The sequence below is a fragment of the Corynebacterium dentalis genome, assembly GCF_900232865.1.
Classification (GTDB): Bacteria; Actinomycetota; Actinomycetes; order Mycobacteriales; family Mycobacteriaceae; genus Corynebacterium; species Corynebacterium dentalis.
The window spans coordinates 128,940-142,448 of record NZ_OCTS01000002.1; the positions used below are offsets into that span (position 1 = coordinate 128,940).

Genomic DNA, 13,509 nt, shown 5'->3' on the forward strand with positions numbered 1-13,509 from the left:
AAACGGATGAGACGAGGTGAAGGTGAAATCTAGTGAAGACGGGATGGAGAGTTAGAAAAGTCCCTGCGGAATATGTGGAGCGCGGGCCAACACGTCATCGTCGAAGACCACGTTGAGCTGCCCCAGATCCACGGCACCCAAGTCAGCGGTGTTTTCTGCGACGCTGAGGAAGCGGTCCTGCTCGGCGTCGGACACAATTCCCTCCGCAAGCGTGCGGAACTTCGCGATGTAATCCTCGCGCTGGAACGGACGTGCGCCCAGCGGGTGTGCATCGGCCACAGCGAGTTCTTCCTCGATGACTGTGCCGTCCTTCAACGTGATCACCGCACGAGCGCCAAAGGCCTTCTCGTTTGGATCCTCGGAGTGGTAGCGACGCGTCCACTCCGGATCCTCAACGGTGCTGATCTTGTTCCACAGCTCGATCGTGGACGGGCGGTTTGCTCGCTCTGGGGCGTAACTGCGCTCGTGGTGCCACTCGCCGTCTTCCAACGCGACGGCAAAGATGTACATCACCGAGTGGTCCAGCGTCTCGCGGGAAGCGGAAGGGTCGAACTTCTGCGGATCGCCCGAACCCGTGCCGATCACGTAGTGCGTGTGGTGGCTGGTGTACAGCACGACCGATTCGATGTCATCCAGGTTGGAGATCTTCTCCCGCATTGCCCGGGCCAAGTCGATAGGGGCCTGCGACTGGTACTCGGCGGAGTGCTCCTTAGTGTAGGTATCCAGGATCGCGCGCTTTTCCTCGCCCGCTTCGGGCAGCGGAACCGTGTAGCTGGCCTCGGGACCATCCAGCATCCACGCGATAACTCCGTCTTCGCCTTCCCAAATCGGAGCGGGAGCACCTTCTCCGCGCATGGCGCGATCCACGGCCTCTACCGCCATTTTTCCGGCGAATGCTGGGGCGTGGGCCTTCCAGCTGGAGATCAGTCCCTTACGGGACTGCCTCGTGGCCGTGGTGGTGTGCAGAGCCTGGCCTACCGCCTGATAGATCGTCTCCTGATCCAAGCCCAGCAGCGTGCCGATTCCGGCTGCGGCGCTGGGGCCTAGGTGTGCGACATGGTCGATCTTGTGCTTGTGCAGGCTGATGCCCTTCACCAGATTCACCTGGATCTCGTAGCCGGTGGCGATGCCACGGATAAGGTCTTGTCCCGTCAATCCGTTGGCCTCGGCGCGGTGCTGCGCCACGGCGAGGATGGACGGGATGTTATCGCCGGGATGGGAGTATTCCGCGGCCAAGAACGTGTCATGGAAGTCCAGCTCGCGCACCGCCACCCCGTTAGCCCAGGCAGCCCACTCTGGGCTGACGACATCCTGGACACCGAATACTGCTGACCCGCCAGAACGGGGAGCCGCATGCGCTAAAGCTTGCGCCCGAGCTGCGGAGACCGGGCGTCGAAGAACGGAAGCCACCGCAACAGACGCATTGTCGATGATTCGGTTGACCACCATCTCCGCGGTCTCCTCGGCGACAGCGACGGGATCTGTGGCCACCCCCGCCACTTTCCAAGCCAAGTGCTGATCCTGCGGAAAATCCTCGGCGGACTTCCATACCCGCACGGTGTGATCGATCATCGCGATAAAACCTCTCCTATAAATATGAAAGTGTTGCAGATCACATTAGCGAGAAGAGTGATTAATTTCTTTTAAAAAACAAAACCCTGCAGCCTCCCCACCCCATCACGGGGAGGGCGCTACAGGGTTCGGCGCGAAGCGAAGTTACGCGTGCTTTTCCTCCACGCGCTTGATGGCCTCTTCTGCCACCAGCTGCTGGATGCCCATGTCCAGCTCGGAGGTAAAACCAACACAAGAGCAGTTTATTTCGCCCAGCACGTACGTATCGGTGCCGTCTTCCGCATCGGCCAGCATGAAGTCTGCGGTCCAGATCAGAGGAATGTTGTCTCCACCGAGCTTCTCCGCGATGACCGGACGAGCATCAGCGAACATGTCGATCAGGTCCTGCCATGCCTCTGGCTTGTCATAGGTGTACTTCGCGCCAGAGAACAGGGTCGCAGAGAAGTTGTCTCCGCCCTCTGCTGGCTTCTTGTGCACCACGAACACTGGGTGTGGGCCAACCAGCAGGATGCGCACCTCGCCTTCGACGATGCGTGGGCAGAAACGCATGTCCACCAGCATGCCGTTATCGCCGATGATGTACTGGTCACAGAAATCCATGAAATCGCCCAGCTCGCGAACCTCGGTGTGGTTGTCCACAGCCTCGGTGCACTTAAGCATGGTGTCCAGTGGCAACTCGGTGCCTGGCTCCACGGACTGCGCCAGCTCGCGATCCTTCAGCTGCACGCGCCAGATGCCGGAACCAGTGGATCCGCGGTTCTGCTTGAGCACGCGCTCGTCGTAGGACAGGGTCTTCGGGAAGGTCTCGTGGAAAGACTCCACGTCGTAGTAAGCAGCCGTGTCATCCGGCACCAGGTCAGTGTCATTGAGCTTGACCAGCGCATCCTTGGCACCGTAGGCCATCATTTCCTCAGGAGTAGACATACCCACCAAGTCGGCCTCGTGGGACAGCTTGGTCAGCAGCTCAAAGTAGCCCTTTTCTCCACCTGGAATGTTGCCCGGATTCACGCGGGAGATGTAGGCATCGTAATTTTCAGAAACGTCCTGGAAGATCTCTTCTGCGCGGTCGGGGTGGAAGTACACAACCTCGGCGTTCCATCCCTTGTCTCGAATCGCGTTGACGATGGGCATCGTATCCCTACGGTGTCCGTCGTCCCCCTTGTCGTTGCCACCCTCAACTTCAAATACAACAATGCTCTTCTTCAATGCAGATACCTCTCTGAGTGTGCCCGGTCTGAGCAGTTGAAAATACACTGCTAATTTTATGCAGCTACCAGCCCATTCGCAGGGTGAGCATGACCCAGAAGTGACCCTTAAAGGGGTCAAACAGTTAGACTTTCTGGGTTAGGAAGGTGGACCCATGGGAATTGAATTCGATCCGAGCCCGCAGTTAGCTCAGTACGCGCACCCAGAAAAGCTCGTGACCAGCGCTTGGCTTGGCGCGAAGCTGGGTTCCCCGGACTTGAAAGTGCTGGAGAGCGACGAAGACTCGCTGCTCTATGACATTGGGCACATTCCCACTGCTCATCGTGTGAATTGGTCTGCGGATCTCAATGACTCTGTGTGTCGGGATTTCGTCGACGGTGAGGCCTTCGCTCAGCTCATGAACTCTCGGGGCATTTCCCGCGAGGACACGGTGGTTATCTACGGCGATCAGTCCAACCTGTGGGCCGTCTACACGCTGTGGGTCTTCGAATTGTTCGGCCACCCCGACGTGCGCCTTTTAGATGGTGGCCGTGATGCGTGGATGCAGGAAGAAAAGGAAACTTCCTACGAGGTACCCAACCGCACCACGGATAGCTATCCCGTCATTAATCGGGACGACGTCACTCATCGCGTCTTTGCTGATGAACTGCAAGCTCACTTGGATTCTCTGCAGATTCTCGATCTTCGTTCTCCCGAGGAATTCTCTGGCAGGACCAACGAGGAGGAACACCCGAGCGTCAGCAGGGCGGGTCACGTTCCCGGCGCACACAATCTCGCGACGGCGAACAACCTCTACCCCAACTCTCGTTTCCGCAGCCACGCGGAGCTTGCTGCCGCACACCAGCAGCTCGATTCTTCAGCCCCTACCGTGGTCTACTGTTCCTCCGGTGCCAGCGCCGCGCACGAGTGGTTCACGCTGACCTACCTCCTCGGGTGGGAAAACGTCCGTGTCTACGACGGTTCGTGGACCGAATGGGGCAATAAGGTTCGTGCCCCTATCGCGCACTAACTACAATCCCGCACCGTGCGCGCCCATAAAATGCGCAAGGAAAACAATTCCCGCTGGAGTAACATGTGCGGGAGAACACACGCTTCTACATTATGGAATAAATTCCACACGACGTAGTAGCGTCAATGGGAATCTCTCAAAACAATCGTGGAGGACATGACGTGACTGAGACTGCTCGGGCTATCACCAAGGTGCTTATCGCCAACCGCGGCGAAATTGCCGTGAGGGTGATCCGCGCAGCTCGCGACGAGGGGCTGACCTCCGTCGCTGTGTACGCAGAGCCTGATGCCCACGCCCCCTTCGTGCGCATGGCTGATGAAGCCTTCGCTCTGGGCGGACAGACCTCCGCCGAGTCCTACCTCAACGTGGACAAGATCCTCGAAGCGGCCACGAAGTCCGGCGCAGATGCCGTGCACCCCGGTTACGGATTCCTCTCCGAAAACGGTGACTTCGCAGAAGCCGTCATCAACGCTGGGCTGACTTGGATCGGCCCCTCCCCCGAGGCTATTCGCCAGCTCGGCGATAAGGTCACTGCGCGCAACATCGCCACCGAGGTTGATGCACCACTGGCCCCTGGCACCAAAGAGCCAGTCAAGGATGCCGAGGAGATCAAGGCGTTTGCGGAACAGCACGGTCTGCCCGTTGCGGTAAAGGCAGCTTTTGGTGGTGGCGGTCGCGGCATGAAGGTCGCCCACACCATGGAAGAGATCCCTGAGCTCTTCGAATCCGCCACTCGCGAGGCCATCGCAGCCTTCGGGCGCGGCGAGTGCTTCGTGGAGCGCTACCTTGACCGCGCCCGCCACGTGGAGGCTCAGGTTCTTGCAGATTCCCACGGAAACGTGGTTGTCGCCTCCACTCGCGACTGCTCCTTGCAGCGCCGCTTCCAGAAGCTCGTGGAAGAGGCACCGGCGCCTTTCCTCTCCGACGAGCAAAACGCGCGCATCTACGAGTCCGCCAAGGCCATCTGCCGTGCCGCAGGCTACCAAGGCGCGGGCACCGTGGAGTACTTGGTCAGCAGCGATGGCCTCATCAGCTTCCTCGAGGTCAACACCCGCCTGCAGGTGGAGCACCCAGTGACAGAGCAGGTCACGGGATGGGACCTGGTGCGCGAACAGTTCCGCATCGCCAACGGTCTGCCACTGAGCCGCTCCGAAGATCCGGAGATCAACGGCCACGCCTTTGAATTCCGCATCAATGGTGAAGATCCGGCCAACAACTTCATGCCCGCACCCGGACGCGTGACGGCATACTCGGAGCCATCCGGCCCTGGCGTACGCATGGACTCCGGCATCGAAGAAGGTGCGACGATCGGCGGACAATTCGATTCCATGCTCGCCAAGCTCATCGTAACCGGCGAGTCTCGCGAGCAGGCTCTGCAGCGCTCCGCCCGCGCGCTGGAAGAATATGTGGTGGAAGGTCTTCCCACCGTGATCCCGTTCCATCAGGAAATGGTCACGCACCCAGAATTCGCTGCTGCCGACGGTAATTTTACCGTCTACACGCGCTGGATCGAAGAGGATTGGGACAACCAGCTCCCCGCATACGAAGAACCCCTAGATGCCCGCCAGTCGTCCGGAGATGTGGTGGAGCTTCCGCGCGAGAATGTTGTCGTCGAAATTGATGGACAGCGCGTGGAAATCACCGTTCCCGGCGAGCTGATGGCGGCAGGCAGCAGCCAGCGTCGCGCACGGCGTCGCCGTGGTGCCAGCGGACAGGTCGCCATCACCGGCGACACGGTAGCCTCCCCTATGCAGGGAACCGTGATCAAGGTCGACGTGTCCGAGGGCCAAGAGGTTTCCGAGGGCGATGCTCTGCTGGTTCTCGAGGCCATGAAGATGGAAAACGCTGTGAAGGCTCACAAGTCCGGCGTGGTCAAGGGATTGTCTGTGCACGCTGGTCAAGGTGTCACCAAGAACGAGCCGATGCTGGAGATCGTGGATCCAGAAGACAGTTCCGCTGAGTAGTTGGACGCACTCAGCGCGAAACCTTAACCGAAAATACGCTGAAAACTGCAGCACAGCCAATTAAAGTAGCGTGACGATGCAAGATTCAGATCAGCCTCAGCAGCCACGGGCATTCATGCGCCGCACATGGTGGCTTGTCGCTGGCTCGATGCTGCTGATCATTGGCCTGGCTACCGGCATCACCGCCTTGTTGGGCGTAAATAATTTCGGCGCCGAAGATGGCGTGAGCGTTTCCGCCAACAAGAGCTACTACCTGCTGGCCAACCGGGATGCATTGGGCGTGACCGAATGCAATCTGGAACTCGCGGACGGCAGCGATGCCAACTCCCTGCTGAGCAACGTAGAGCCCTTGGTGGACGAATCCATGCAGGTCCAGGACGTCTCGTTGCCCGTCATCGAAGCCAAAGGCGTATACGCCCGCGTGCAGTTTTCTGAAGATGCGGACAATCTCCGCTTTGTCTGCGATACCGGTCAGACCTATATCTCCAGCTTCAGCGAGACCACGTTGCAGGCGCTGCGCTGGGTCTCGCTGCTGACTCTGCTGTTCGGCATCGCTGCGCTCCTAGCAGCCTTGGCGCTGCGTTACCTCCCCGGCAGGGATTCCAGCACGTCCGCTGCCTCGCCCGCTACATCGACGACCCGGAGTGATCCTGAGCATGGACAAAATGGCTAATCAATTGGCCGGCCACCTGGCCAAATTCACCAAGCCCCACCGTGGCTTCGTCCTATCGATCGATCAGGGCACTACCTCCACCCGCGCCATGATTTTCGACGCCCGCGGCCAGGTGGTCAGCACCAGTCAACTGGAACACCAGCAGATCTTCCCTCAGCCCGGATGGGTGGAACACGATCCTGAGGAGATCCTGCGGCACACCCGCAGAGTGATGGCTGATGCGATTGCGGTGGCGGATTTGTCGTCGGACGAAATCGCCTGCCTGGGCATCACCAACCAGCGCGAAACCACGGTGATGTGGGATCGGACCACGGGAAAGCCGGTCTACAACGCCATCGTGTGGCAGGACACGCGCACGGACAAGATCGTGAATTCGCTGGACGAGGAGACGAAGAACCTCTTCCAGGAGCGCACGGGTTTGCCCGCGTCGACGTATTTCTCCGGCCCGAAGATTCGCTGGATCCTCGATCACGTGGACGGCGTGCGCGAGCGTGCCGAGCGCGGGGAACTTGCGGTGGGCACGATTGATTCCTGGTTGGTGTGGGAGTTGACTCGTCGTTCCCGACGCCAACACGGAAGCATCAACAAGGGTGCCAAGCACGTCACCGATGTCACCAACGCTTCACGCACCATGCTGATGGATCTGCGCACGCAGAAGTGGGATCCGGAGCTATGTGAAGCTCTGGGTATCCCCATGAGTTTGCTTCCGGAGATCGTCAGCTCCTCTGAAGTTGTGGGCGCCGTGCGACGTTCCGGCCCAGCATATGGTGTGCTGATCAGCGGTATTATGGGCGATCAGCAGGCGGCGACGTTCGGCCAGGCGTGCTTGCGACCGGGCGAGGCGAAGAACACCTACGGCACCGGCAACTTCCTGCTGCTCAATACGGGCGCGGAGCCGCAGACCTCGGAGCACGGTCTGATCACCACCGTGGCGTATCGCTTGGGCAATCAACCCGCCGTTTTCGCGCTGGAAGGATCCATCGCGGTGACTGGTTCACTGGTGCAGTGGCTGCGCGACAACCTCGGTTTCTTCCACAGTGCGGACGATATCGAGGCGTTGGCGCGCAGCGTGGAGGACAACGGCGGTTGCTACGTGGTGCCCGCATTCTCTGGGCTTCTGGCACCACGGTGGCGGCCGGAAGCTCGTGGCGCGATTGTGGGGCTCACCAGGTACGTCACCAAGGCGCACATCGCCCGGGCTGCCTTGGAATCCACCGCGTTTCAGACCCGCGAGGTGGTGGAGGCCATGAATAAGGATTCCGGTGTTCTGCTCAAGGCGCTGAAGGTGGACGGCGGCATGGTTCCCAATACCTTGCTGATGCAGTTCCAGGCGGATCAGCTGGGCGTGCCGGTGACTGTCTCCCAGATCGCCGAGACCACCGCATTGGGCGCGGCGTACGCGGCCGGGTTGTCCGTGGGATTCTTCAGCGGAATCGAGGAGATCCGCCGACTCTGGCGCGAGCGCGTGACGTACAAGCCCGGTGTCTCTGATCAGGAACGCAATGAGGCTTTCCGCCAGTGGAACCGTGCTGTGGAACGGACCTATGACTGGGCTGAAAAAGACAGTCCGGGTCAGCGGTAGGCTAAACATCATGGATAGGCCACACCACCCCGATCTTCCGCACCTGCGCGTCAGCGATCCTGAGCGCCACGATGCCATCAACATCCTCGGTAGCCACTTCGCCGAAGGCCGGTTGAGCCTAGATGAGTTCGAGCAGCGCTCCACGCAGGCCGCCAACGCCGTGACGAAGAGCGAGTTGGACACGCTGTTTAAGGATCTCCCGCCACTGTCCCCGGGAGCTCACCTCATGCCGCACTACTCGGCTGCGGAGATTGAACGTGCCCGGCGCGATGGCGCGCGTCCGAAAGCCTCGATCTTGGGAATGACAGCGGTGGGTGCCACGGCCGCTGCGATCGTGTTGAACCCGATTTGGGATGCCTCTTTTGCGTTGTTGCTGATGATTCCCGCCATCGCCATCCTGCTCTACGTGGCCAAAGTCGGCCCGGACCACTGGCACACACCGTCCCAACACAGCATGGAGCGCCGCCGACTCAAGGCGATCCGGGTGGAGCAGCGACTGGAGATCGAACAGCGCAAGGCTCAGCGTCGCACCCAGCGTGCGCAGCTGACGGACTCGGCAATGAAGTTCGCCACCAATTCCATCAACAAGAAGCTCGGCGACCAGCGCTAGAGCTCGCCGCCGCGCCCGCCTTCTTCCGCCTTGCCGTGGAACTGGTCAATCACTCCGGCAAACATGCGGATGCCCACGCCGATGGCGCGCTCGTCGAAAACGATATCCGGCTGGTGCAGGTCCGGCTTCTCCCCCTTGCCGTCCCACGCTCCCAAGCGGGCCATGGATCCCGGCACGTGCTCCAGGTACCAGCTGAAATCCTCGCCGCCGGTGGACTGCGGAGCTTCCCGCAGCGCGTATGGATCGCGGTCCTTAACTGCCTGGGCAATCATGGCCGTGGCCACGTCATCGTTGGTCACTGGCGGCACGCCCTTAGTGTAGCGAATCTCCATGTCCGCGCCGGTCGGAGCCACAATCTGCTCTAGCAGCTCGGTGAGGATCTGCTGCCCCTGCCGCCACACGCCCACCTGCGCAGTGCGGAAAGTGCCCAGCAGGCGCACTTCCTGTGGGATGGCGTTAAACGCTGATCCCCCATTTACCGCGCCAAAGACCACCACCGTGCCGGAACGTGGATCCAGCCGACGAGTCAGCAGACCAGGCAATTGCGTGATGATCAGGCCCGCGGCATACACCAGATCGCTGGTCAGGTGCGGCCTAGAGGTGTGCCCGCCGTGACCACGCAGAATGATTTCCACCACGTCAGAGGCGCTGGTGATGGGGCCGGTCCGCACACCGATTTCCCCGGTCCGCAGCTTCGGTTCGCAGTGCACCGCGTAGATGGACTGCACGTCGCGCAGGGCTCCGGCCTCGATGACCTCTACTGCACCACCGTCCATGACCTCTTCTGCAGGCTGATAGATGCACCGAACTTGCACGGGCATGGCGTCGGCACCATGTTCTTCCACGAAGGCTGCCAGCCCACACGCCAGGGCCAACACGATCACGGTGTGGATATCGTGCCCGCAGGCGTGCATCACGCCCGGGTTCTGCGAGGAAAAGTCCAGGCCAGTGGCCTCTTCTAAGGGGAGGGCATCGATATCGCCGCGGAAGGCAATCATCGGGGCATCCTTCGGCCCGATGTCCACCGTGGCACCCGTGGATGGCAGCGCGCGCGGGTCCAGACCGGCCTCGCGCAGGGTGGTCAGGATAAATTCCGTGGTTGCGGTTTCCATGTGGGACAACTCGGGGTTGCGGTGCAGGTGACGCCGCCATCCGCGGATGGTCTCGCGGTTGTTCTGAACCCATGCACTCACAAAACTGGAGATGCTCACGTGATCCACGGTCAGTCCTCGCCCTTCCTGTTGCCCTCGTTGTGCGCTGTGGTGAATGTTCCTTATTTCTCGACGCCACCACCGCCACCTCATACGGGTGACTTTGTTCAACCACTTCAGTCTAGTCCCACGTGGCGTAGGCAACTGCATGCCAGGGGCGTGAACGGTAACTTGGTGTGCATGAATGAAGCGACGACGTCCCCGCAACAACTGGCTCAGCAGGCCGCAGAAGTACTTCTGGAAAAGACTTCCCAGGATGGATTCGATGTGGCAGTGGTTCTCGGCTCGGGGTGGCGCCCCGCGGCTGACGTGCTGACGGAGAATGCAGAGGACTTGCAGGAGTTCCCTATGTCTGACCTGCCGGGCTTTTTGCCGCCGACGGCGCAGGGCCACGGTGGCACGGTGCGCAGCGGAGTTATCGCTGGTCAGCGCGTGCTGGTTTTGTTAGGACGCACGCACGCTTATGAAGGCCACGAGCTGTGGCGCACGGCACACGCGGTGCGCACGGCCGCAGCCGCTGGCGTCTCCACGGTGGTACTGACCAACGCCGCCGGTGGCTTGATCGAGGGCATGCAAGTGGGCGAACCGGTACTGATCAACGATCACATCAACTTCACCGTGAAGACCCCGTTGAGCGGGGCGAACTTCGTCAATCTGGTGGATGCTTACTCCCCGGAGCTGCGCCGACGCGCGGAGAACCTGCGCCCCGGAATCCGCGAGGCGGTGTACGCGATGATGCCCGGACCGCAGTACGAAACTCCCGCAGAGATCCACATGCTGCGCACCCTAGGCGCTGGCCTGGTAGGCATGTCCACGGTGTACGAAACCATCGCTGCCCGCGAGGCCAACATGGATGTGCTGGGCATTTCTCTGGTGACGAACCTGGCTGCGGGAATGACGGGCGAGGCGCTGAACCACGAGGAGGTTCTGGAAGCAGGCAAGAACGCCGCCCAGGACATGGGTGAGCTGCTCCGCGAGCTGGTGGGCACCCTATGAGCGGGTTGCGCTTCGGCACCGCGGGGCTGCGCGCACCGGTAGGCCCCGGCCCTGATCTGCTCAACGTCCCCACCGTGACTCGGACCACCGCCGGAGTTGCGGCGTGGATGAAAGAGTCGGTGAAGCCCACCCGTTCGGACGGTCGCTTTCACGTGGCCGTGGGCTATGACGCGCGCTACGGATCCCACCCTCTTGCTCGTGCCACCGCGGAGACGTTTTCCGGAGCAGGTTTCGAAGTCACGCTCATTGCAGAGCCTGGTGCCACCCCAATTCTGGCGTGGCTGGTCAAGGCTCGGAATTTCGATGCGGGCGTGCAGATCACAGCCAGCCACAACCCGGGCGCGGATAACGGTTACAAGCTCTACCTCGACGGTGGACGCCAATTGCTCAGCCCCGCCGATGCCCAGATTGAGGAAGCCATCTCCCGGCAACCGACCGCCGACAAGATCCCTCGCTCTGAGGCGAAATCTATGGATCTGGCAGCGCAGAATGGCTATGTCACGGCAATCTCCAGCGTGGTCGCCACCGGCGAGCAATCCGAGCTGTGCAAGCGCAGGACGTTGAAAATCCTCTACACCCCGATGCACGGCGTGGGCGGCGAGGCACTGGAATCGGCGCTGCGCAGCAATGGTTTTGGCGACATCCACTTTGTCCCCTCCCAACGGTGGCCGGACCCGGACTTCCCTACCGTGGCCTTCCCCAACCCGGAGGAGCCAGGTGCCACAGACCTGCTGCTGGAACAGGCGCGCGAGCTACAGCCGGATCTGCTGATCGCGTTGGACCCGGACGCGGACCGATGCATGCTCGGAGTGCCAGATCCTTCCGAGCCCACGTATGGATACCGCATGCTGCGTGGGGACGAGACCGGTCCACTGCTGGCGGGGCACGTGGTGAGTAGGCGCGTGGTGGCGTCGGAAAGAAACAAACAACCACCCGCGCCCGTGGTGGCAACCACCGTGGTTTCCAGCCAGCTACTGGGCCACATGGCCCGGCGCAACAGGTGGAATTACGTGGAGACGCTCACCGGGTTCAAGCACCTGGCACGCGCGGCCGACGATCAGCCCGGCGAGTTGGCTTTCGCCTACGAAGAGGCCATCGGCACCTGCCCGGCGCCGCAGGTGGTGGCGGATAAGGACGGCATTGCCACAGCACTGATCGCCGCGCAATGGGTGGCGGATCTCAAAGAGCAAGGCCGCACCCTGCTGGACGAGCTGGCCGAGCTGGAGCAGACCTACGGTGTATTCCGCACCGGGCAGGTCAGCATGCGTTTTGAGACTCCGGAACAGGCTGCGGAGATGGTGGCTACGGTGTTGCAAACCCCTCCCGCAGAGCTGGCGGGGATCACTGTGGGCTCCTCGCCCATCGAGGATTCTGCGGGCCGAACGACCGACGGCGTGAAGTTGGCTGGTCAGCGCGAGGAGACGGCAATCCGGGTCATCGCCCGGCCGTCCGGCACGGAGCCGAAGGCCAAGTTTTACCTAGAGGTCACCGGGCCTGCGGGATCTCGCGACGCGGTGGAAGACGTGTACGGCGAGCTGGAGCAGGCCGTCAAGGAGCTGTTTTAGAGCTCGCGGGCGTTAGTGCTCGTATGAGTTAGAGCTCGTTGAGGTCGATGTTGCGCGGGCCGTACAAACGGTCGCCTGCATCGCCTAGCCCCGGAATGATGTAGGCATCCTCGTTGAGTTCCGGGTCGATTGTGGCGGTGACCAGCTTCTTCACCGAGGTTTCCGCCTGCACCAGCGCATCGACTCCCGGCTTGGCGGAAATCATGCAGATGCAGGTGATGTCATCCGCGCCACGGGCCTCTAGCAGCCGGATGGCGTGCAGGAGGGATCCGCCGGTGGCCAGCATGGGATCCACCAGAAATACGGGCTGACCAGATAGATCATCCGGCAGCGCCTCCAGGTAAGGGACAGGTTCGTGCGTCTCTTCGTCGCGAGCCAGGCCAATGAAGCCCACCTGCGCGTCCGGGATCATCGACAGCGCTGGGTCGATCATGCCCAGCCCGGCGCGGATCACTGGCACGATGATCGGCGGCTTTTGCAGCCGGTAGCCGTCCGCCACCGCCACTGGAGTCTGCACATCAAACGTCTCCAGCTGCAAGTCGGCGGAGGCTTCGTAGACCAGCATCGCTCCGAGGTCAGCAAGAGCTGCCCGGAAGGCTGCGTTGTTACTGCGTGCGTCTCGCATGATTGTCATCCGCGAGGCCATCAATGGGTGCTGTACCACCTGAATTTCCATGTTTTCCGATTCTACGCATCCGCTTGGATGAACCTTTGAGGCACGCGCGGAGTCTAAGGGGTGTGTACGAAGGTCGGTTGGTTGGAAGAGCAGTGGGGATCGCAGGTGAATAACTGGATGCAGCAGTCAGGGGCGCAGCCTCAGGGAGCGCACTCGTTCTTGAGCGCGAGGTCATCTGACATCGCCTTGGTCGCGAGCGCTTTGTCCGATGTGGGGCGCACGCTTGGCCGCCCCGTGTCTTCGGCGGAGGCGCAGTGGCCCGTGCCTCTGGTTCCCGAGGCCAGCGATTTTCTCCGTGCGTTGTCGCAAGCTCGCCGAGCGCAATCGGCATCGTTGCAGGGCCTTTCGGTGTTTTTTCACGACGCCAACACCTCCCTCTCCCAGTTCAGACAGTCCTTGGACACTCATGAACAATCCACGGCCGCGGGCTGGAATCGGTGGTAGC

12 protein-coding genes are annotated in these 13,509 nt (G+C 61.3%); 8 read left to right on the forward strand and 4 right to left on the reverse strand.

Annotated elements, in window-relative coordinates; genetic code table 11:
• Window positions 1-51: 51 nt before the first annotated feature.
• Window positions 52-1,572 (reverse strand): 2-methylcitrate dehydratase PrpD, encoded by a 1,521-nt coding sequence (gene prpD / locus CS919_RS02200; protein WP_099297825.1) that lies wholly within the window; start codon window positions 1,570-1,572, stop codon window positions 52-54.
• A 144-nt stretch (window positions 1,573-1,716) separates the two neighbouring features.
• The gene (locus tag CS919_RS02205; protein ID WP_099297827.1) at window positions 1,717-2,778 is read right to left on the reverse strand and encodes a Cj0069 family protein; all 1,062 of its coding nucleotides are present in this window, start codon (window positions 2,776-2,778) and stop codon (window positions 1,717-1,719) included.
• A 154-nt stretch (window positions 2,779-2,932) separates the two neighbouring features.
• On the opposite strand from CS919_RS02205, the gene CS919_RS02210 reads away from it, so the two are divergent.
• The 5 genes from CS919_RS02210 (at window position 2,933) to CS919_RS02230 (ending at window position 8,616) form a co-directional block, all read left to right on the forward strand.
• On the forward strand, window positions 2,933-3,787 hold the full coding sequence (locus tag CS919_RS02210; RefSeq protein ID WP_099297829.1) for a sulfurtransferase: 855 nt from the start codon (window positions 2,933-2,935) through the stop codon (window positions 3,785-3,787).
• A 161-nt stretch (window positions 3,788-3,948) separates the two neighbouring features.
• Entirely contained in the window at window positions 3,949-5,751 is a 1,803-nt protein-coding gene (locus tag CS919_RS02215; RefSeq protein WP_234990755.1) for an acetyl/propionyl/methylcrotonyl-CoA carboxylase subunit alpha, read from the forward strand.
• Window positions 5,752-5,827: 76 nt separating this feature from the next.
• Window positions 5,828-6,424, forward strand: coding sequence for a hypothetical protein (locus CS919_RS02220; protein ID WP_099297833.1), 597 nt, complete (start codon window positions 5,828-5,830; stop codon window positions 6,422-6,424).
• Window positions 6,408-8,006, forward strand: a complete 1,599-nt coding sequence (gene glpK, locus CS919_RS02225) for a glycerol kinase GlpK (RefSeq protein ID WP_099297835.1) — start codon at window positions 6,408-6,410, stop codon at window positions 8,004-8,006. Before CS919_RS02220 ends, glpK begins: the two co-directional genes overlap by 17 nt.
• A 10-nt stretch (window positions 8,007-8,016) precedes the next feature.
• Complete coding sequence (locus tag CS919_RS02230; protein WP_159460944.1) at window positions 8,017-8,616, forward strand: DUF1707 SHOCT-like domain-containing protein; 600 nt, start codon at window positions 8,017-8,019, stop codon at window positions 8,614-8,616.
• On the opposite strand, the gene CS919_RS02235 is transcribed toward CS919_RS02230, so the two are convergent.
• A complete protein-coding gene (locus CS919_RS02235) occupies window positions 8,613-9,827 on the reverse strand; it encodes an amidohydrolase (protein ID WP_234990758.1) in 1,215 nt (404 codons plus the stop codon). The genes CS919_RS02230 and CS919_RS02235 overlap by 4 nt on opposite strands.
• Window positions 9,828-10,007: 180 nt before the next feature.
• On the opposite strand from CS919_RS02235, the gene CS919_RS02240 reads away from it, so the two are divergent.
• On the forward strand, window positions 10,008-10,823 hold the full coding sequence (locus CS919_RS02240; protein ID WP_099297841.1) for a purine-nucleoside phosphorylase: 816 nt from the start codon (window positions 10,008-10,010) through the stop codon (window positions 10,821-10,823).
• Window positions 10,820-12,388 carry a phospho-sugar mutase gene (locus CS919_RS02245; protein WP_099297843.1) on the forward strand — a complete coding sequence of 523 codons (1,569 nt, stop codon included), beginning with the start codon at window positions 10,820-10,822 and terminating at the stop codon, window positions 12,386-12,388. The genes CS919_RS02240 and CS919_RS02245 overlap by 4 nt, the downstream gene beginning before the upstream one ends.
• A 28-nt stretch (window positions 12,389-12,416) precedes the next feature.
• Here the strand turns inward: CS919_RS02245 and upp are convergent, their stop codons facing one another.
• Window positions 12,417-13,064 carry a uracil phosphoribosyltransferase gene (upp, locus tag CS919_RS02250; protein ID WP_099297845.1) on the reverse strand — a complete coding sequence of 216 codons (648 nt, stop codon included), beginning with the start codon at window positions 13,062-13,064 and terminating at the stop codon, window positions 12,417-12,419.
• Between the two features lie 159 nt (window positions 13,065-13,223).
• On the opposite strand from upp, the gene CS919_RS02255 reads away from it, so the two are divergent.
• Window positions 13,224-13,508 carry a hypothetical protein gene (locus CS919_RS02255; protein WP_143341739.1) on the forward strand — a complete coding sequence of 95 codons (285 nt, stop codon included), beginning with the start codon at window positions 13,224-13,226 and terminating at the stop codon, window positions 13,506-13,508.
• The last annotated feature ends 1 nt before the right edge of the window (window position 13,509 follow it).

Bases quoted from the DNA above. Each gene is read 5' to 3' on its own strand.
- prpD (WP_099297825.1), bottom strand. From the start codon at position 1,572: ATGATCGATCACACCGTGCGGGTATGGAAGTCCGCCGAGGATTTTCCG.
- CS919_RS02210 (WP_099297829.1), top strand. From the start codon at position 2,933: ATGGGAATTGAATTCGATCCGAGCCCGCAGTTAGCTCAGTACGCGCAC.
- CS919_RS02220 (WP_099297833.1), top strand. From the start codon at position 5,828: ATGCAAGATTCAGATCAGCCTCAGCAGCCACGGGCATTCATGCGCCGC.
- glpK (WP_099297835.1), top strand. From the start codon at position 6,408: ATGGACAAAATGGCTAATCAATTGGCCGGCCACCTGGCCAAATTCACC.
- CS919_RS02230 (WP_159460944.1), top strand. From the start codon at position 8,017: ATGGATAGGCCACACCACCCCGATCTTCCGCACCTGCGCGTCAGCGAT.
- CS919_RS02240 (WP_099297841.1), top strand. From the start codon at position 10,008: ATGAATGAAGCGACGACGTCCCCGCAACAACTGGCTCAGCAGGCCGCA.
- CS919_RS02245 (WP_099297843.1), top strand. From the start codon at position 10,820: ATGAGCGGGTTGCGCTTCGGCACCGCGGGGCTGCGCGCACCGGTAGGC.
- upp (WP_099297845.1), bottom strand. From the start codon at position 13,064: ATGGAAATTCAGGTGGTACAGCACCCATTGATGGCCTCGCGGATGACA.